9 protein-coding genes are annotated in these 19,865 nt (G+C 43.1%); 3 read left to right on the top strand and 6 right to left on the bottom strand.

What is annotated here, in order from left to right; translation table 11 throughout:
• Nucleotides 1–2 precede the first annotated feature (2 nt).
• A complete protein-coding gene (locus AB9P05_RS11085) occupies nucleotides 3–9,407 on the bottom strand; it encodes an amino acid adenylation domain-containing protein (RefSeq protein WP_371908895.1) in 9,405 nt (3,134 codons plus the stop codon).
• A gap of 275 nt (nucleotides 9,408–9,682) precedes the next feature.
• On the opposite strand from AB9P05_RS11085, the gene AB9P05_RS11080 reads away from it, so the two are divergent.
• Genes AB9P05_RS11080 through AB9P05_RS11070 form a run of 3 tightly spaced genes read left to right on the top strand, consistent with a single transcriptional unit; the run spans nucleotide 9,683 to nucleotide 13,453 of the window.
• Entirely contained in the window at nucleotides 9,683–12,079 is a 2,397-nt protein-coding gene (locus AB9P05_RS11080; RefSeq protein WP_371908894.1) for an ABC transporter permease, read from the top strand.
• 5 nt (nucleotides 12,080–12,084) lie between these two features.
• Entirely contained in the window at nucleotides 12,085–12,915 is an 831-nt protein-coding gene (locus AB9P05_RS11075) for a penicillin-binding transpeptidase domain-containing protein (RefSeq protein WP_371908893.1), read from the top strand.
• Between the two features lies 1 nt (nucleotide 12,916).
• Nucleotides 12,917–13,453, top strand: coding sequence for an N-acetyltransferase family protein (locus AB9P05_RS11070; RefSeq protein ID WP_371908892.1), 537 nt, complete (start codon nucleotides 12,917–12,919; stop codon nucleotides 13,451–13,453).
• Nucleotides 13,454–13,887: 434 nt separating this feature from the next.
• On the opposite strand, the gene AB9P05_RS11065 is transcribed toward AB9P05_RS11070, so the two are convergent.
• The 5 genes from AB9P05_RS11065 to AB9P05_RS11045 form a co-directional block, all read right to left on the bottom strand.
• Nucleotides 13,888–14,475 carry an SMI1/KNR4 family protein gene (locus AB9P05_RS11065; RefSeq protein WP_371908891.1) on the bottom strand — a complete coding sequence of 196 codons (588 nt, stop codon included), beginning with the start codon at nucleotides 14,473–14,475 and terminating at the stop codon, nucleotides 13,888–13,890.
• Between the two features lie 154 nt (nucleotides 14,476–14,629).
• Nucleotides 14,630–15,277 (bottom strand): lysostaphin resistance A-like protein, encoded by a 648-nt coding sequence (locus AB9P05_RS11060; protein ID WP_371908890.1) that lies wholly within the window; start codon nucleotides 15,275–15,277, stop codon nucleotides 14,630–14,632.
• Between the two features lie 112 nt (nucleotides 15,278–15,389).
• Nucleotides 15,390–16,028 carry a LytR/AlgR family response regulator transcription factor gene (locus AB9P05_RS11055; RefSeq protein ID WP_371908889.1) on the bottom strand — a complete coding sequence of 213 codons (639 nt, stop codon included), beginning with the start codon at nucleotides 16,026–16,028 and terminating at the stop codon, nucleotides 15,390–15,392.
• Nucleotides 16,029–16,991: 963 nt separating this feature from the next.
• Nucleotides 16,992–18,116 (bottom strand): ATP-binding protein, encoded by a 1,125-nt coding sequence (locus tag AB9P05_RS11050; protein WP_371908888.1) that lies wholly within the window; start codon nucleotides 18,114–18,116, stop codon nucleotides 16,992–16,994.
• A 223-nt stretch (nucleotides 18,117–18,339) separates the two neighbouring features.
• Nucleotides 18,340–19,671, bottom strand: a complete 1,332-nt coding sequence (locus AB9P05_RS11045) for a S41 family peptidase (RefSeq protein WP_371908887.1) — start codon at nucleotides 19,669–19,671, stop codon at nucleotides 18,340–18,342.
• Nucleotides 19,672–19,865 lie beyond the last annotated feature (194 nt).

The following is a 19,865-nucleotide window of genomic DNA, read 5'->3' as shown; positions in this document are numbered from 1 at the left end:
TCTTACAGCTTTATTTCAGTAACCTCATCTTCTTCCAGCAGCTCATTATCATCCCTTACTAAAAGGTGTGCTTCAATTTCAGCTGCCAGGTCCTTCACCGTTCTTGTTCCAAAAAGGCTATTCACTTTCAGGTTAAGATTAAATCTCTCGTTTATGGAATGTGTGATTTTGATTCCTGTAATACTGGTACCTCCCAGCTCGAAGTAATCGTCATCCCTGCCAATCTGATCGGTTTGTAAATATTCAGCAAACATACCTGCTACGGTCACTTCCATTTCCGTTTCCGGTGCTCTGTAAGGGCGGGTATTGTCTTCAATATGCAGGTCCATTTGCTGTAGTACGTCAGCGTCTATTTTCCCACTGGAGTTGACCGGGAAACTATCCAACCGGACGAAGGCACTTGGCACCATGTAATCAGGTACAAAATTTCGCAGGTAGCTCTTTAATTCTGTGCTATCTACAGCCTCCTCTTTATAAATGATAAAAGCTGCTAATAACGGCTCCCTGCTATCTTTTTTGTGTAATATCACATGAGACTGCTCTATTGCCGGATGCTGTAAGATGTGATGATTAATCTCACCTGGTTCTATCCTGTATCCTCTTACTTTTAGCTGGTGGTCAGCTCTTCCACGGAAATATATATTTCCATCAGCATCCCATATTCCAAGATCGCCCGTGCGGTACATGGTCCTGTCTGAATAGAAAGGGTCTGAAGTAAACCTTTCCCCGGTTAAGGCTTCATTTTTCCAATACCCGGCGGTAATATTTACTCCTGAGCAGAACAGCTCTCCTTTTACCCCTCTTGGCTGCAGGTTACCAAAGATATTTAATATATATACCAGGTTATTCTTAAGCGGTTTTCCGATCGGAATCTCTTTTACCAGATGTTCCGGCACACGATAGGAGGTGGAAATTATTGTAAATTCAGTTGGTCCGTAATTATTATATATAGTGATACCCGCATTGCTGGTCACATTCTGCAATACATCGCCACCTGCATATATAATCAGCTTATGATCAAAATCGGCAGAGGTAGCCATGAACTGCTCGCATAGTAGCGGAGGCATAAAAGCATGAGTTACCTTTTTAGACCTGATGATGGCTTTTAGTGCAGAGGTCTCTATCCTGTCCTGGTCTGATACCGGAATCAGGCAGCATCCTGTTATCAAAGCCGGCATAAACTCCCAAACGGAAGCATCGAACCCAATGCTGGCCAGCATGGTAGACACACTATTTTCATCCATTCTGAAGTTGTCTGCATGCCATTCGCACAGATTTAGCAAACCCTCCTGCCTTACAGCGACTCCTTTAGGAACCCCGGTGGACCCGGAGGTGTAAATCAGGTAAAGAATATCATCAGGACCGAAGGTAACCTCTGGCAAATCAGAGCGATTACCAGCAGATGCTGTATGATCCAGTTGCAGTCGGTTGGTTACTTTTGAAGATACAAGGTGGTCATATTCCCTGCGGGTGATCATAAGTGAAAGTCCGCTATCAGATATGATAAGCCCTATCCGTTCGGCAGGATAGTTAGTATCTATGGGCGTATATACAGCTCCAAGACGGAAGCATGCCAGTGCAGATACCAGCAAATCACTGCCCCTGCTCAACAGTACGCCAACCACGTCACCTTTACTTATTCCATATTGCGTATGAAGATGTGAAGCCAGTTCTTCGACTTTATCTTTCAACTGCGCGAAAGTCAGAATTTCTCCCTTATCGTCTACGGCTGGCCTGTCTCCAAACCTGGCTACAGCGTGTATAAACCTTTCGTAGTAGCCGGAAAAGTTTACATTTCTTAGTTCAGGAATCACCGGTGGCTTAAGTGCCGGAGGTAAATCTGCTACCTGCACCAGTTCCGGCTGTCCTATCCTGAGCGTTGTATCCTGGCAGAATGCCTCTGCGAGAAGTGTAAGGTGGAGCATTATGTCTCCGGCAGTTTTGGAGTTAAACAGGTCAGTATTATACTCCACTTCACAGGAAACTTCCCCGGCCACACTCCTGAATGTAAAGGACAGATCAAATTTGCTGGTTTCTACAGGAAGCTTAACCGGCCTAACCGTAATGCCTTTACTAAGTTCTCCCTCCTGTATGCCATGATCCTTTTGATAAGACATCATCACATCGAACACAGGGTTTCTGGACGGATCTCTGGTTACCTCCAGTTTATCCAATAAGAGATCAAAGGGATACTCCTGGTGGTCATACCCTTCCAGCACCAGTTTTCTAACCTGCAATAGCAGGTCGTCGAAAGCAGTGTTACCGTCAAAGCGGCTTCTGATAGCAAGTGTATTTACAAAAAGCCCTACAATATCTTCCGTTTGCGCATGGTCTCTTCCTGCCACCGGTGTACCAATGATCATATCATTCTGCTCACTGTAGCGGTACATCACAGACTTTGTCAGAGCCATCAGCACCATATACAGGCTAGTTCCCTTTGCCTGGCTCAGAGCCTCAAGCTTCTCAGACAGCGCTTTGCCAAAGTGATGAGTCAGAGCTGCGCCCTTATTAGTCATCAACGCAGGTCTTGGCGCATCATAAGGGAGTTCCATTACCGGAAGGATGCCGCCCAGTTGTTTTGTCCAGTAGCTAAGGCCTGCATCAAGATCCCCCTTATGCACCTTTGCTGCTTGCCATACGCTGTAATCTTTATACTGAATGCTAAGTTCAGGTTGCTCCTCACCTTGCTTATAGTAGTGAAGTACATCTCTTATGATCAGCGACAGAGACCATCCATCACTAATAATGTGATGCATGTCTATAGCCATATAGGCAACAGAACCGGTTCTGATGAACAGTACTCTGAACAAGGGGCCTGTGGTAAGGTCGTAAGGTTCCGAGAACCTTTGGCGGCCTATTTCAATGGCTTGTTCCTCAGTTGCTGCACTTACAGACTGATAATATTTAGCAAGAGGTAAAGAGGAAAGTATTTTCTGGAAAGGCTCCCCTTTTTGATCAATAAATACTGTTCTCAGTGATTCATGCCTGTTTACAAGGTATGAGAATGCACTTAGTAGGCGATTTTCATCCACATCACCTTTCAATTCATAAAGTGATGGCAGGTTATATCCGCTGTTGTCAGTATTCATCTGCTCCATAACCCACATTCTTCTCTGGGAAGGTGAGCATGGATAAAGTGCAGCTTCAGAGGCGTACCGGATATTCTCCGTAATATCATGTTTCAGAGAATCAATATGCTCCGCCAGCTCTGCAATTGTTGGATACAGGAACAGGCTTCTTAGCAGAAGTTTCACCCCCTTTTCCTTATAAATTCGGCTTATTACCCTGGCAGCCATAAGGGAGTGCCCACCCATTTTAAAGAAGTTCTGGTCAGTACCTACCTTTTCCCGCCTCAACAAAGAGGCAAAGACTTCTTCCAGAAATATCTCAGTTCCGGTTACTGGCGCTACATAAACTTCAGAAACAGAATACTCCCCGGTAATTTCCACTTTCTCAAGGGCTCTTATGTCCACCTTTCCATTAGGAGTAAGAGGTAGTTCATCTATAGCATTGAAAGATTCAGGAACCATATAGTCAGGCAGTATATTCTGAAGCCCGGTTCTTGAACTGCTGATTATTTCCTCATCGGCCCCTTCCAGGAATGCCACCAGTATATTATTATCTGTCAGGTCTTTACGTGCTATTACGACTGTTTCACAGCCGGACAGCTGTCGTAGATTGTAGGCTATTTCACCCAATTCTATACGATGTCCGCGTATCTTTACCTGGTTGTCTGCCCTGCCTATGAACTGCACCTCACCATTTGCAAGTCGTTTGGCCAGGTCTCCTGTTTTGTAAATGCGCTCTCCGGTCTGGGGGAAAGTGATAAACCGTTCTTTTGTTAGCTCAGGGCGGTTAAGGTACCCTTCTGCAAGGCCTTCGCCCCCTATGTATAATTCTCCTGTAACGCCTTTGGGGACAACTTTCAGCTGATCGTCAAGGATAAACACCCTATTATTGTGAAGGGGATGACCTATAGTTATTAGCTCTTTTCCGCTCTCTATCCTTTTGGCCATAGACCAGATAGTCGTTTCCGTAGGGCCGTATACGTTCCATAGCGCTGCAACTTTTCCGCTCAGTTGGTCTGCCAGAGAACGGCTCAGAGCCTCGCCACCACATAACGCAACCAGGGTTTCCTGTGCACCTTCCCAGCCTGCCTCTAGGAGCATCTTCCAGGTACTGGGAGTTGCCTGCATCATATCCGGCCTGTATTGTTCCAGGCTTTCGCTTAGCATGAAGGGGTCCTTAACTATGCCGGATGAAGGCAAGATCAGGCAGCCGCCTGATATTAAGGGAACAAAAAACTCAAGTACGGAAATATCAAAGGAGAAAGTAGTTACAGACAACAGACTGTGGCCCGCTTTAAAACCAGTGGTTTTAATAATACTGTCCAGCAGGTTTACTACAGATGAGTGCTTTATACAAACGCCTTTTGGCTGGCCGGTAGAACCGGACGTGTATATGGCGTATGCGATACCCTCAGCATGGCTAAAGTCTTGAGTTTCTGAATAGCTTTCCGCTTGTTGTATTTCCGAATACGGATGATATTCTACCTCTCCGGAGGCAGTTACATAGGCATCATCACACACAACGAATTTTGCGTTGCAATCTGAGAGGATATAAGTAATGCGGTCAGAAGGAAAAGCCGGGTCTACAGGTACATAGGCCGACCCGTTCTTCATTATGGCCAGCAGCGAGATGAGCATATTAGCGCTTCGGTCCATAACCACGGCTACCCTCTCGCCTGGTTTAAGTCCCAGATGCTTATTCAAATAAGTTGCCGCTTTGTTAACCTCCTGTTGCAGCTCCCTGTAAGTCAGCCTTATATCACAACTGATTAGTGCAGGCTCATTGGCATGCCTCTCCATTATTTCAGTTATCAGGCTATTTATAGATTTAGCCGGATATGCTGAAGGTGCAGGGTTATACCTATCCACTTCAGCCAGCATTTCATCTTCAGCCAGCAGTGGAATATCAGCAATAGGGGTTTTGTCCTGCGCTACAATGTAGGAGAGGAGTGCCTTATAATGGCTTAGCATTTGATGCATGGTGGGCCGGCTGAATATATCCGAATTAAACTCCCACTCTATCTGTATGGTAGCCGCCGCTGCATCACCGGAACCACGAAGCTGTTCCTGGGGTGTCACCACTACCACGTTGATATCAAATTTGGCAGACCGGTTGTGTGATTCTAATAATTCCAGGTCTAGCTCCGGAAGGTTCATCCTCCGGCTGGGGGTATCCATGAAGCTAAAGTTGACCTGGAACAGAGGATTATAGCTCAGACTTCGAACAGGATTCACAACTTCTACGATCTTTCCGAAAGGCGTATCCTCGTGGTCATACATCTCCACGCATGAATTTTTCACCCTGTCAAGGAATGTATCAAAAGAGTCCTGTTTGCTGAATAAGGTTCTAAGAGGAAGGGTATTAATGATCATTCCCAGCATACCCTCTGTTTGTTTTAGCTTACGGTTAGCAAGCCACGTACCTATACAGATATCCTCCTGGTTGGTATAATGGTGAAGCAGGCATTTAAAGGCCGCTACCATCGTAATAAACAAGGTATTTCCCTTTCTTTTGGAATATGCCCTGATGGCGGATGCAAGTTCTTCGTCCAGCTCCAGTTCCACCACATCACCCATCCCACTGATAGCAGGAGGCCTGGGGAAATCATAAGGCAGGTCCGGCACAGGGTTTACGCCTTGTAGCTTTTCTTTCCAGTAGCTCAGGTGATCTTCCAGTACCTTACCCTGTAAGTGGTTTTTCTGCCAGTAGGTAAAGTCACCATACTGTAGCTCCGGCTCAGCTAGGCCATGCTCCTGCTCTTGGGCAAGTGCGGTGTATATATCTATAAACTCATTAAGTAGCACACCCTGTGTCCAGCCATCGTGTACCAGGTGGTGCTCACAGAATACCATCAGTGATTCATCATTGCTCAGATGCAGAAGTTGAACTCTGATAAGGCGGCCGGACTCAAGATCAAATAGCTTTCGACCTTCACCTAAAACAAACTGATGGATCCAGTTATCCTGCTCTTCTTTACTAAATGATTTCAGGTCAAATTCAGGAATGTCAAAGTGGTAAGGAGCTTTGACTTCCATATAAGGGACACCGTCTATGGTAATAAAGGCAGACCTTAAAACTTCATGCCGTCTGACAATCTCGGTATAAGTAGCCTCCAGTATATCATGTCTGACACGGCCTTTCATCTGGATCACCCTGGGCACGTTGTACGACATGTTATCAGGGTTGAGCTGGTAGAGGAACCAAAGCCTTTCCTGTGCAAAGGAAAGCGGAATACGGGCACCTTCCGGCGCTTTTTCCAGCCTGAGCTCTCCTTTTTCAGCATTGTCAATAAAGTCAGCAAGCTGAAGCAGTCTGGGGTTTTCAAAGAAATTTTTCAGTGAAATCTCGATAGAAAACCGGGTCCTGATAAGCGCAAGCAACTGGTTTGCCAGGATACTGTGGCCTCCTAGTTCAAAGAAATTATCTTCCCTGCTGATATTTACTATCTGCAGGTGCTCTTTCCAGATATTTGCCAGTTCAATTTCTGTTTCCGTAACCGGAACCTCGCTCTCTGAGGCCTGTCGGTTAGTAAAGGGATCCGGCAAGGCCTTTTTATCTGTTTTTCCTTGTGCCGTAAGAGGAAACGCCTCTATTTGAATAAAAATATCCGGCACCATGTGAGCAGGCAGGACCTGCTTCATCTCACCTTTCAGGTCTTCACTATCTACCTGGTTCTGAATAGCTGGTATAAAATAGGCAACAAGGCTCTGTCCGCCACTATGAGAGGTACGGGCCATGACTACACCATCCTGTACGACTTTAATGTTTTTTAGAGCAGCCTCTACTTCGCCAGGTTCTATTCTGTATCCGCGAATCTTTATTTGATCATCAGTTCTTCCGGCAAATTCTATAGTACCATCAGGCAGCCATCGGCCTTTATCCCCTGTGCGATATAGTTTGCCCTTATTTTCAAAAGGATCGTCTATAAAACGTTCAGCAGTAAGGGATACACGATTCAGGTATTCTCTGGCTATTCCTTTACCACCCAGATACAGCTCTCCGTATACCCCTACAGGCACAAGGGCTTTATCCTGGCTAAGAATGTAAATACGCCGGTTTTTAATGGGTTTACCTATCGGTAGAGGATCTGTAAGGGTTTCTACCGGGTAATAGCTCGCACAAACTGTACTCTCAGTGGGACCATATGTGTTATAAATGTGCGTTTTCGTATAAAGCCTGTCTACATATGAAGGCTTGAGCACATCTCCTCCGCTTATCAGGACCCTGAGGCTTTGGGGGATATTATCCTTTTCATTAAGGTAGCTCACCACATTTGGAGAGACACTGAGTAGTGTTATATTATGCTTATATAGGTTCTGCTCCAGGGATTCCAGATCCTTCGCATCCTCCTGAATAATCATTTTGCCACCGCTTACCAGCACAGGAAACATCTCTTCAATAGAAGTATCAAAAGAAGGTGAAGCCTGGTGAAGCACTACATCTTCTGATGACACTTTAAAGTACTCTGAAAAGGTAAGTACATAATCAGCAACAGAAGCATGACTAACAGAGACCCCTTTGGGCTTCCCTGTAGAGCCTGAAGTATAAATGATATATGCTTGGTCTTCTGGCTCAAAAGTTACATAATCTGCCTGTGCCGGAAATCCATCCTGTAACTCCTCAAAACTTATTATCGCAGCGCTTGAATCAATAGCCAGATCCTGATTAGTAACTACCGCATCACACCTACTGTCATCCAGCATATAAGCCACCCTGGAGGTAGGGTATGATGGGTCTACGGGCATGTAAGAGGCTCCTGCACGCAGGGTACCGATCATAGAAACTATCAGTTCTGCACTGCGGGGAATATGTAAAGCCACTAGATTACCCTTACCAATATTTCTATTATTCAGATTAGTAGAAAATAGCCCTGAACGCTCATCAAGCTCACGGTAAGTAATTACCTCTGTACCCTGAATGATGGCCACATTGTCAGGGTATCTCTTAAAGCTATCCTGTAACAGGTCAACCAGAGAATGTATGCTCCTCTCTTCTTCTTCTCCCTGGAATGTGGTGGTTACCAGTTCCTTCTCTCCTGGCAGGAAAAGATTAACTTCGTTTACCTTTTTCAGCAGGTTATCTTCAAAACTCTCCAGAAGCAAACAGAACCTTTCTGCGATAGCTTTTACTTCCCACTCCTGCAGATATTCTTCCCTGTAATCAAACCTGACCTCTACATCTTTCCCATCCTGGTATTCCATAATATGGATAGAAAGAGGATCTTCTTCCTCTTCATTAGACATAGCAACTATTTCACAGGCACAATCGCGGAAAAGGGCGTTATAATTGTGCTGCTCAAAGGATACCCTGAGGTCATAAATGCCTTTGGAGCCGGACTGAAGGTTAAGTTCTTTCAGGAGGTGACCAAGCTGAAATTTTTGATGCCTGTAGGTTTGTAGCAGCTCTTTTTTAACTCCTTTAATGAGGTCCAGAAGGGTAAGCGCATGGTCCGTCTCTATTCTTACAGGAAGAATATTCATAAACGGCCCCATCGTCTCTTTGAAGTACCTGTTACTCCTGTTTAAAAGTGGAACAGCTATAGAAATCCCATCTCTGTCTGTGCCTTGGCAGAATAGCAGAGAGTTAATACCAAGTATAGCCTGAAAAGAGGTAACATTATTCTTTTTACAAATATTCTTAAATGAAATATATGAATGGGATGAAATATTCAAAGAAAATATTTTCCCTTTTTTGTTTTCATTATCACCCGGCTTCAGGGGGAATAAAACCTGGCTGTTATACCGATATTTGTTCAACCAGTAATCCCTGTCCTCGCTATAGCTTTGTGACTTCAGATATTCAATATCATTGTATATGAAATTGGAAAATTTTCTTTCCTGAATATTTAGTTTATCAAGTTTTGTTAAACTATTATACAACTCCGAAACCCTTTGGAATAATAAGGATATACCCCACCCATCAGACAGTATGTGATGAACCTTTGCGTACCATATCCAACGTGATTCATCAAGCTTAATAATTTCAAATTTGAATAAACTTTCAGTAGAAACGGAAAATGGAATTACAAAATCATTCTTTATATAATCCAAAAAACCTTTTTCTCCATCTACTCTCTCACTAAGATCTATAAAGGCAACCCCTTCATACTCTTTCTGGCTTTGCTTCCACATAGGACCATTCACTGTATCTACCAGACACAAGCCAAACAGTTCCTGTTCAGAAACAAAAAGAGTTACCGCCTGCTTAAAAATGGAATAGTTTAACACTCCATTAATTCTACAATATCCACCAATAATATACTTTCCTGATTGAGGGCTCAGATTTTGATCTACCCAAATATATTTTTGGGTAGACGAAAGGGGAATAAGATTCAGCATGAAATGGCTGGTTGATTAAGTACTAATTCTGGTTCAAATCTATAACATAATTTCAGTAACTGTATTGCCTTCGAATAAATAAATACTCCAAACAATTTTTTAACTTTTTATTAACATTAACTCTTTCAGAGAATGTGATATTATTTATAGGTTAAGTATAAATCAAACAAATTGTACTATATAATTATAGTACATCTTTTTAAGTTGAAAGGCTTTTGCAATATAAATTTTACTTGCATCTTGCCTGCAATAATTGCTAAGCTATGTTTAAAAACATGATGAAAACCTCTGTCCGGGGTTTGCTTAAGAGAGGAAAATTTACTGTTATTAATCTCATAGGGATCATTACAGGCTTCACGACTTTCTTTCTGATCATTCTATTCGTCTATTCTGAAAATCTATTCGACAAGTACAATCAGAATTTTGACAGGATCTATCGTATCAATAATGAGGTGAAACTCAACACCGGGGCTATACATTACCCTACCACAGCTCCGGGTATAGCAGAGATACTGGATGACGAACTTACCAAAGTAGAGGAAACGGGCCGCTTTTACAGATTCCACACTGAGCTCATTGTACAGCGCGGAGAAGAAGTACTTAGCGAAGAAAACATCCTTGCCGCCGACCCTTCTGTTTTTAGAATATTTACATTTAACTTTATAGAAGGCTCCCCGGCAAAAGCCTTGTCAGCACCTGAAACCATTGTACTGACTAGGTCAGCTGCCAAAAAGTACTTTAATAAGGACCATGACCTTGTAGGGCAGTCTATTATTTTTATATCTCCGCGTGGAGAGCGCCCCTTTCTTATTACTGGTATTGTAGAAGATGTGCCGGCAAACAGTCATATCAACTTTGATATGCTGACAGCCCTCTCGAGTTACAAACAGAATAATAACGGAACCTTTCTTACCTCACTTGACACTGACGGGTTCTACACCTATATGCTTGCCTCACCAGGCACCAGCGGTGAGGAACTGAAGGAAGGAATTACCAGCACCCTCAGGAAATATATAAATGAAAACAACAGGCAGTTACTCAACCCCTACCCTGTTGCGCTTGAGCAAATCCATCTGCATTCTAATCTTCGGAATGAACTAGAGGCAAACGGCAGCACTATGGTTGTTTACCTGTTCATGATCTGTGCCTTCTCTATTCTGGTACTTTCCGGTATGAATTATGTAAACCTCGCTACAGCCCAGGCCATCAAGCGTGCCAAAGAAGTAGGAGTTAGAAAAACACTTGGTGCTGAAAAGAAAAACCTGATTATTCAGTTTCTGATAGAAAGCCTCATTCTTACCTTCACCGCAGCCCTCGTTTCTATCGTGGCTGTTTATTTTCTGGTGCCGGTCTTTAGTGATATTATGGGCCGTACCATGTCCTTTATGTATTTCTTCCGGTTTCCCCTCATACTCGTAGTTATACTTGCTGCTCTTTTATTCGGTTTGGCCGCAGGAGCATACCCTGCCTTTATTTTATCATCGTATGATGCGCTGAAGTCACTTAAAGAAAAAGCTACCGGGGTGAGCCGGGGAGCAAAAATGATCAGGTATGGACTGGTAACACTACAGCTATTCATAACACTGGTACTGCTGGTAAACAATGATGTCATCTTCCGGCAGATTAACTATGTGCTTAATAAAGACCTCGGCTTCGACCATACGGATGTAGTGGTAGTAAATAACTTCGCCAACTCTATCACACAAAAGCTGGACTATTTTAAGTCAGAGCTACAACAGGAAGCCAATATCAACACTATATCTGCCACTTCCAGCATACCCGGAGGCCTAAGGCCTATCGTAATGGTTAAGACACCTGCCATTACGGAAAAAGAAAACCTGGATATGGCCCTGGTAAACGTTGACTTTGACTTTCTTGAAACTATGGATATTCCCGTCATAGAAGGCCGTCAGTTTAGTAACCGAAATATGGTGGATAGTATCTCTTCTATAATCATAAACAAGGAAGCTGCCAGCATTCTGGGCCTTGGAGAAAACCCCGTAGGCGAAACCATAATGGTAAACTGGGGGGTAGATTATGAACAAAAAAGAGTAATTGGGCTGGTGGATGATATAAACTTCGAACCCCTTAATCGTAAAACAGAGGGTGTTATCTATGGTAAAATACTTCCCTTCTACCGATATATTCTTTTTGAGCTGAATGGTGAAGACAATGCAGCCACACTGGCACGTGTGGAAAATGTCTGGCATGAGTTAGCCCCCGACAAACCTTTTGAATACTTCTATTTGTCTGACATTTTAAAAAAGCAGTACCAGGAACAAGAGCAGTTAAGTAATATACTTACTTACTTTACGGTTATATCCATATTGCTTTCCTGCCTTGGGCTTTATAGTCTCGCAGCGTTTTCTACAGAGCAGCGGACAAAAGAAATAGGTGTCAGAAAAGTATTGGGAGCGACTAAAGCCCAGATACTTTGGCTCGTAGTTAAGAATTTTCTAATCCTGCTCGCCGGAGCCTTTATACTCGCGCTTCCTGTATCCTTTTTATTCTCCTCCAAATGGCTCGAAGAGTTTGTGTACAGGATTAACATTCCGGCCATCAGTTTTACACTCGCTTTGCTAATAACTCTTAGTGTAATATTAATTTCTATCAGTTATTCAGTACTTTTGGCAGCATCACGAAACCCTGTTAAGTCCTTAAAATACGAGTAGGATATATGCGCCATTCAGCTATAGTTAATATTATCGCTACTATTGTTATTTCATCCACTATTTTTACCTGTGCTTCCTATCCGGATGATATTTTTACTTATCCTGAACTGGAAGAAGTCTTCCGCAAGGAAGAGGTAGAAGGCTCATTCTTAGTATATGATGAAGAGGAGGACAAATACAAAGCCATAAACTACGAGCGATGCCTGCAAGGGTTTTTGCCGGCATCTACCTATAAGATCATGCACACCATGATCATCCATGATGCAGGTGTAATAACAGAGCCTCAGTCAGTTATAAAGTGGGATAGCGTGTCACGCTGGAAAGCATCATGGAACCAGGATCTGAGCTTTATGTCCGCCTTTCGGGAGTCATGTGTCCCTTGCTACCAGAGAATGGCCACCCGGGTGGGAGCTACGCGAATGAGAAACTACCTGGATAATGTAAGGTATGGCAATATGGTGTTTGACTCTTCCACAGTGAATAACTTTTGGCTGGAAGGCCCCTCACGCATCACCCAGTTAGAGCAAGTAGAATTTTTAAGAGATCTATACCATAAAGAGCTACCTTTTAGCAAGAAAGCGATGGATATGGCACTGGAGTTTATGATAGTAAAAAGTCCTGGAGAAGGCTATACCATGAGAGCCAAAGCCGGCCGTGCCATGCAGGATGGGAATGACATTGGCTGGTATGTGGGTATACTCAGCGTGGAAGGTCGTAACTATTACTTTGCACTTAATATAGAAAAGTATGGTGCCGGCGATTACTTCAGTGAACAACGAGAGCTTATAGCATACAAACTACTACAGAAAATGGAAATACTTCCCGGAAACTTCTGATATGGGAAAGGTTGTAAATATTCCGGATTACCTTATAAGAAAAGCCTGCACTGATGATATTCAGGAGCTTAACACTATATATAACAACATAATAAGAGAAGGGGGCGCTACAGGAAACCAGCAGCCTGTATCTACAGCTTCTTTCACTAATTGGTATCATTCTCATCAAGAGCCACCTTATTACATCTTTGTAATAGAAATAGCCGGTAAACCCGTTGGTTACTTCTATTTCAGTCCATGGCGACCAGGACGGGAAGCTTTTGCCCATACCAGCGAACTATCATTCTATCTCTCAACGAAACACCGCGGGTATGGGCTGGGTGATATAATGGTTAAACAGGGTATAACATTTGCCGCCGATGCTGGCTTAAAAGTATTGCTTTCGATAGTCTTGGAGGAAAACAACAGAAGCATATCCTTACTTAAAAAGCACGGATTTAAGGAAGGAGGCTATTTTCCTGGTGTTGCGAAAATAGGATCTAAAATATCCGGACAATTCATTCTTTATTATTCTTTAGAAAAAGATTTTTCAATATAAGTTTTTCAGGCTTTGCTTATGGTGAACAAGAACAAGCTGAAGTTTTACCAGATATAAATTTAAGTAGCGTATTCGCCAACTCACGTACCAACCTCGATTTCAGAAACCCATCTCTTTTTAGATTTCAGTTATTCTGAAAATCCTCCTCAAACCGGTTCGATTCCCGCCGACTCCACTAACAATAAAAGCCGATCCTCTTTGGAGGATCGGCTTTTTTCATGCACCAACCCCCGTCGCATGACGGGGTCCCCTGGATGAATGCAGATGAGATGGGGACAATAAAATCTATTCTTGGCAAGGTTTAAACCTGCTCCGGTGCGGAATGGCGCTCTAAGAAGCGAGGTACCAGCGAGGCGTTGGTGCCAGGCAAGCTATTGCTTTAGTCCAGTCCTCTGGTTCACTCCCAAACTTCACACGCCAGTAATTAGGCCTCATCACAGATCATCCTTATTTATTATCCCGCTCCAATCTTCTGAGTACACGTACCTTCCCCTTTCCAGGCCCCTCACATAACCGGATATCCACTCCTGGAATGAATCAGCTATAAGCTCCCTTTCGGCTGAATCATGCCACACCCTAATTACTTGCCCCCTCCTGCCGCCCGTCGCAGGGTCAAGGTCCAGGCAATAATGATTCCCACTCCCATCATATGTAATAGGAATCCACTTAACGTTCCACCAGCTTGCCTTTACCCCCGCGTCTGGTGCCGCCTGGGTTCCATTGAAATCACCTTTGTCTAACAACTCCTTCCATACTGTCCATTCTTCTAATATCCGTAGCAATTCTTCTGCATCAATTAACCCCTCTCCATCCCGGTCCTGCCCGTTGTGTATCTTTAAAAAGCCTGCATATGCCATTGGAAGACTTTCACCAAGTATTTTCTCAAGCGCGTTAATGTCCTCTTCTGAGGCAGGGGCGTTCAATGTTCCTGTTAAGTGAGGGGCGTTTTTAGCTAACCAATTTTCGAAACGATTCCAGATTGAGGGGATATCGTCAGCTTTCGTAGGTAAGAATGAAAACATGGTGAATGAAATGATTAATACTTTGTAAACTTGCTTACAGTACCGGGGCACACCAGGCAACCAGCCTCACCTTCGCACATCCAGGTAAAACCCTGCGAATTTTGGCTCCGGCACATACTCACGCCAGTGGAGTCTCCCAGCCATTTTTTTGACCTTAACTGAAATATACCAGAACCAGCGCAATCGTATCCACAAAACCATGTACCGCGATATTGAACCATAAATCATACTTACGGACATAGAAGATAGTGGCAAACAGCACACCTATGATACCTGTCACAATCTGACCACTTAGGCCTTGATACATGTGTATCCAACCGAACAGAACGCCGAAGAGTAAAATGTTGAGGACTATGCTTGCTTTACTGCTTCCAAAAAACTTGATAAACTGCCTCATCAAATACCCTCTGAATACAATTTCTTCACCAAATGCAGCGGATATCCAAATAAGAGGAAACAGACTCAACACCCCCCTAAGATCACCTTTGTAGGATTCGAAAAAAGAAAAATCCATCGGCTGTCCGGTAAGATGAGTCACCACGGGGATGAGTACAAACCAATATAGCGTAAACATCATTCCTGCAACCAAAGGGGCTACAACCAGTAGCCGTATGGCCTTCAAATTGCTGCGTTGAAACCCCAGCGATTTAAAGGCGCCTCTTCCGTATTCAATCCAACTGGCCAGGAGTACGATCAAGGCTGCAAATATGATTTGAAAGTATCCGGACAGATAAAGCACAACACATAGAATTACGGCAATTACAGGTATTGCGATAGATTTTAAAGAGCGTTCTTTCATCATTACAAGCGTTTAATTTCTTCACAATAAAAAGACTCAAAAGCACTCGTAACGAATCAGAATTCACGATTCTGACTGAATGGTAGCAAAGAAATAACTGAATGGTCAGTCTATTTTAGGATCTGTTTTTAAACCAATCCAAAAACCCATGTTTTTTGTATCGGCTAATGATAAGTTGAGAGACATTCCTGTTCGCCAGGGCAGGTTTGAGTTGCACAGATAGCTTTCCATTTTCTATAGACTGTACTTGCTCCACAGAAGATGCATGCAGGATCGTTTGCCTATTGGCCCGGTAAAAACTATGTGCCTTTATTTTTTCTTCTATCTCATTTAAGGTGAAATCACTGGCGACTGAAGTGCCATTTGTTTTTACGATGTAAGCGATTTTATTCTGACTGTAAGCAAATGCTATGTCATCATAGTCGATCAGTGTGATTTTGCCCCTGTTCTCTATTTTCAGCTTTCCCTCAATATGTAAAGACCGGTAAAGCTTATATATCGTCTTAGCATAACCAATGGTGACGCCAAGCCCTGTGAGTAATGCAGTGATGGGGAGTCCTGACAGTAGATAATAAACATTGTGGATTTTCAGTCCATTCACCGAATAATAAAGTAGAACATACAAAAGGGAGATATAGCCTAAGGAAGTCAATAAAAACCTGGACACGCTGTGCACATCCACTTTTTCAATGAAATATCTCCTTTTGAAGTACTGGAAATTAATATCGACGATCGCCATGAACACGCTCCCCACCAGAATCGAAACGATGATCGGTATTAAGGGAAATCGATACGATTCATTCAGCGGAAAATATTTCGGCTGAGAAAGATGGTTTACAATGATATTAACAAGTACCATCACCAGCCAGGCCCTGAACCAAAATTTTGAAAACTTAACGTGTTTATTGAATGAGCTTATAAATGCATTCATTGAATAATGGAATCACCCTTAGTTGCTGGCTTGTAAATAACGCCCGGGGCAGCCCTCAGGACGACTGGTTGGCTTTTTCACTACCTAATATCGTGATTTTGACTTGGAGCAACAAACTCGCCAGCTCATCTTCAGTTGGTTTTTAATTTGAACAGTCGCGTGTCGGTTGCTATCAATACCACTCTCTATAACCTGCCTGGTAGCAATATAGGGCTAGCCTTCGGCCGGTCTTGTTTGTATTTGTTTACTAAATCACAACTTTCATTCTTAGCTCGATGAACATAATAGCTCACTGATACAAGGTTGCTGCACGTCCGCTTGCATAATTTATATCGACTCTAGCCCAAAAAACCACCTCATCACAAAGCAAGCCCCGGCTACCCTGTAGCTTTGATGCTGCCACTCACCCCTGGGCCAAATAATCTGAGAGCCCCCGGCAGTACTATCGGTAGACGGCCCGGTCACGCTGTTCTGTGACTTTTCGTTATGGCAGGAAAAAAGACCTAAAAAGAGTAGGCTAACGACCCAAGATTTCATAGCAAAGTTTCATTATAAAGGCAGCAAACGTACTAACGAAACCCATCACTATCATCTCAATAATCTCCAGAGATATCACATTCCCGGAACAATGAATAGCGAAGGGCTCGATAGTCGCACTAATCTATTATGCTTCAATGAGGCAAATAATGCAGCCCTCTTCTCACCCTTCCGCCTAGTCAAAAATAAATATCATGGTATAAGGCCACGCTCTCTCGTAAATATTTACTTATGAATAATAATACCCCATTAATACCTTGGCAGGATCACCTTAAAATCAGTACCGTCCTCTTTGCTACTTGACACCTCAACCTTACCCCTGTGAGCTTTCACTATTTCATGTACCACATACAACCCAATACCATAGCTACTTTCCTTACAAGCTCCGTTTTCTCCACTATCCTTAAATAAGCCATTGAAAATAAGCTCCTTCCTGCTCTCTGGAATCGGGTTCCCCTCATTATGGACAGAGAGGGATATTTCCTGGTCACTGGCCTTCACACTTATAGTAACGGGGCCACCCGTACGACCATAACGCAGCGCATTGGCTACTAAATTAGATATCACCTGCTCCATCCGGATGGAATCCCATTGCCCTTGTATCGGGCCGGAAGATTCAAAATGTAAATTGGCTTTAGGATAGGCTAATTTAAACTCCTGAATGATTCGCTCGCAATGCAGTGTTAGATCACACGATGTTTTTTTTACAGTGATACCGTTACCCAACCGAAGATTAGTCAGTTCAAGCAAATTCTCAATCAGTTCCTTTATTCGTTTGATGCTCGCGTCTGTCTGCTGGAGCAATAATTTCTCCTCACGGGAAATATTTTCTGACAATGACAAAAGCTGTTGGACAGATTGGATAGCTGATAGTGGGTTGCGTAGATCATGGCCCAATATTCCCAGAAACCAGTTTTTGCTGTTATCCATTTTATGATGGTAATGACTTACCGAATGCATCCATGCCTCGTCAATAGCTTCATTAAAACGGATCATTTCCTCAAATCTATCATCTGAAACATCCTCTTCAAAAGATTCTTCCCAGAGGCGTAATACACTGGCTCTGAGAGCACGAAACTCTGAACTCACCTGTACGATATCAAAACCGGATTCCACACGGTGAATACCATGATTTTTCGCTGGCTGATCGTCAATAAGCCGGGGCTCCTTTAAGCCTCTCGATTTATACTTTTGCTCAGACTTCGTTTGACTTGTTTCCATGTCATTCGATATCTGATTGAGCATTTCCAGCAAGTGGTCTTTAACCTCTTCTCTGCTCATTTTTTCGGTAGAATCAATATAATTACTGGCATATTCTACCCATTCATGTGTAATCTCTTCTTTGTGCTCCTTTATAAAATATGCTAAGTTCATGCTATACATTAAATAATTTAAATCGCTAAAAAAACCACCAAACCCTCCAAAATGGCGGATAATAAAGCATCATTTAAGGCATTATACCAATCACCATGATAATTCACATTAAGTAACTATTTCATCTCATACTAATATATGCATGCTTAAATATTCGATGGTTTCACTTCCACGGTGGTTATAACCCGGTAATAGAGGTAAGACCTTTCAGCTTCACATCAACTCAGTCGTTTTTCAGAATAGTGAGAGCTTGCCCCAGCCACTCATAGTCGTAGTCCAGCCTTATGTCCGGGGCGATTCCGATTACTTCGTATGCCCATTGCGTCCTATATCTGGTGGTAGAGCAGGAAAGCCCAAACCCATAGCAGGGAGTATAAGTGGTAAAGACATTCCCATAACCCACAAATCCGCCTGAGTTATCCCCCAACAAAAGCGTCTTATCTGAATGCTTCGCTATGAAAAGCAGATCTTCACAAGCACTCGCGCACCCCCTGTTATATATTATTCCTACCTTCTGCGGCAAAGGCTTAGCGCTAAGCACTAGCGTATCAGCCACTCCCTCCCCCACAAAAGAGTTAGGCTCCGCCCCCTCCATTTTATCTATTGCTTCCCTGAATGCCTCAATAGTTTCTGCATTTACCTGGGCGGAGTCCTGCATGATTAAATCAAATGCCTCCGCATACAATCTGATATTATCTTCCGTGGCATAAAATTCGACTGTTTCAGTATCAATAATAGGCTTGGTGTAGAGGTAGGGGATAAGATCACTGAAATTTGAAGAGTTTCCTCCTCCATTGTTTCTAACATCAATCAGTAAATACCGATGCGCTTCTATGGCAGGTTTAGCAGCAGTATATAAAGAGTCAATAGTGTGCGTATATTGCTCCATAAACGAAGGAATACGTAAAATAACCGCACTGTCCATCACAGAATAATAAAACTCCTGATCGAAGTTCAGACTATGATTTGTTTTATTGCTTTTGGACTCCTTTATCCACCAGTTTCCTAGAAATCCATCATCGAAAGCAACAGAGGTTTCATAGGTAGCCTGGTGATAACGATTATAGAAGAAGCCCTCATATATATTCCCCTTTTTACGTTTAATTTCAAATTTCACCTGTCCCTTTTTCCATAGCCTTGTCTTAGAGTCCACAATCACCGCCACATAGTCCCTGAAGTCAGTCCTGCTTTCTATAAGAGCCACAGTATAGGTATCATCTGAAGACACATATACCCCCCGGATATCATCAACTGCATATCCCTTCACTTTTTGCTTGCTCGAAAGAGCCACCATTTCAGTTTGCAGAAATTCCTCACTCGAAAGAAAATGATTGATGCTTTCAGCAGAAGACTCATCTATACGCTCTCCCGGCTCGGTTTGCATCTTTGTATGATTATCTTCAAAAAACTCAACATAATAAGTCAGGTACCTCAGGCATTCATTTGCAGAGTTTGCTCCCACAGCCTTTTCAGCAAGCAAATCTTTAAAAGAAAGGTAATCCTCCCTATTGTCCATCGTCACATCTTTATCGAACCCCGGAAAGTTTGATTCCATAAAGGTGACTACATAATCAAAATCCCGTTTGCAGTTACAATCCTGTGCTTTCCCAACCTGTACAAAGCACAAGCATAAAATCAGGGTAATATAAGGCCTCATGATTCGGCTGAGCAAGTAATAAATGCCGTACAAAAAACTGTAAGAAGTTCGTGTCACTACTCCCCAAAACAGGACAGTTGATAACACTCCAA

It is taken from the genome of Roseivirga sp. BDSF3-8 (assembly GCF_041449215.1).
Taxonomy (GTDB): Bacteria; Bacteroidota; Bacteroidia; order Cytophagales; family Cyclobacteriaceae; genus JBGNFV01.
The sequence above is the reverse complement of the archived record's forward strand: the minus strand, read 5'-3'. Positions and strand labels throughout refer to the sequence as shown.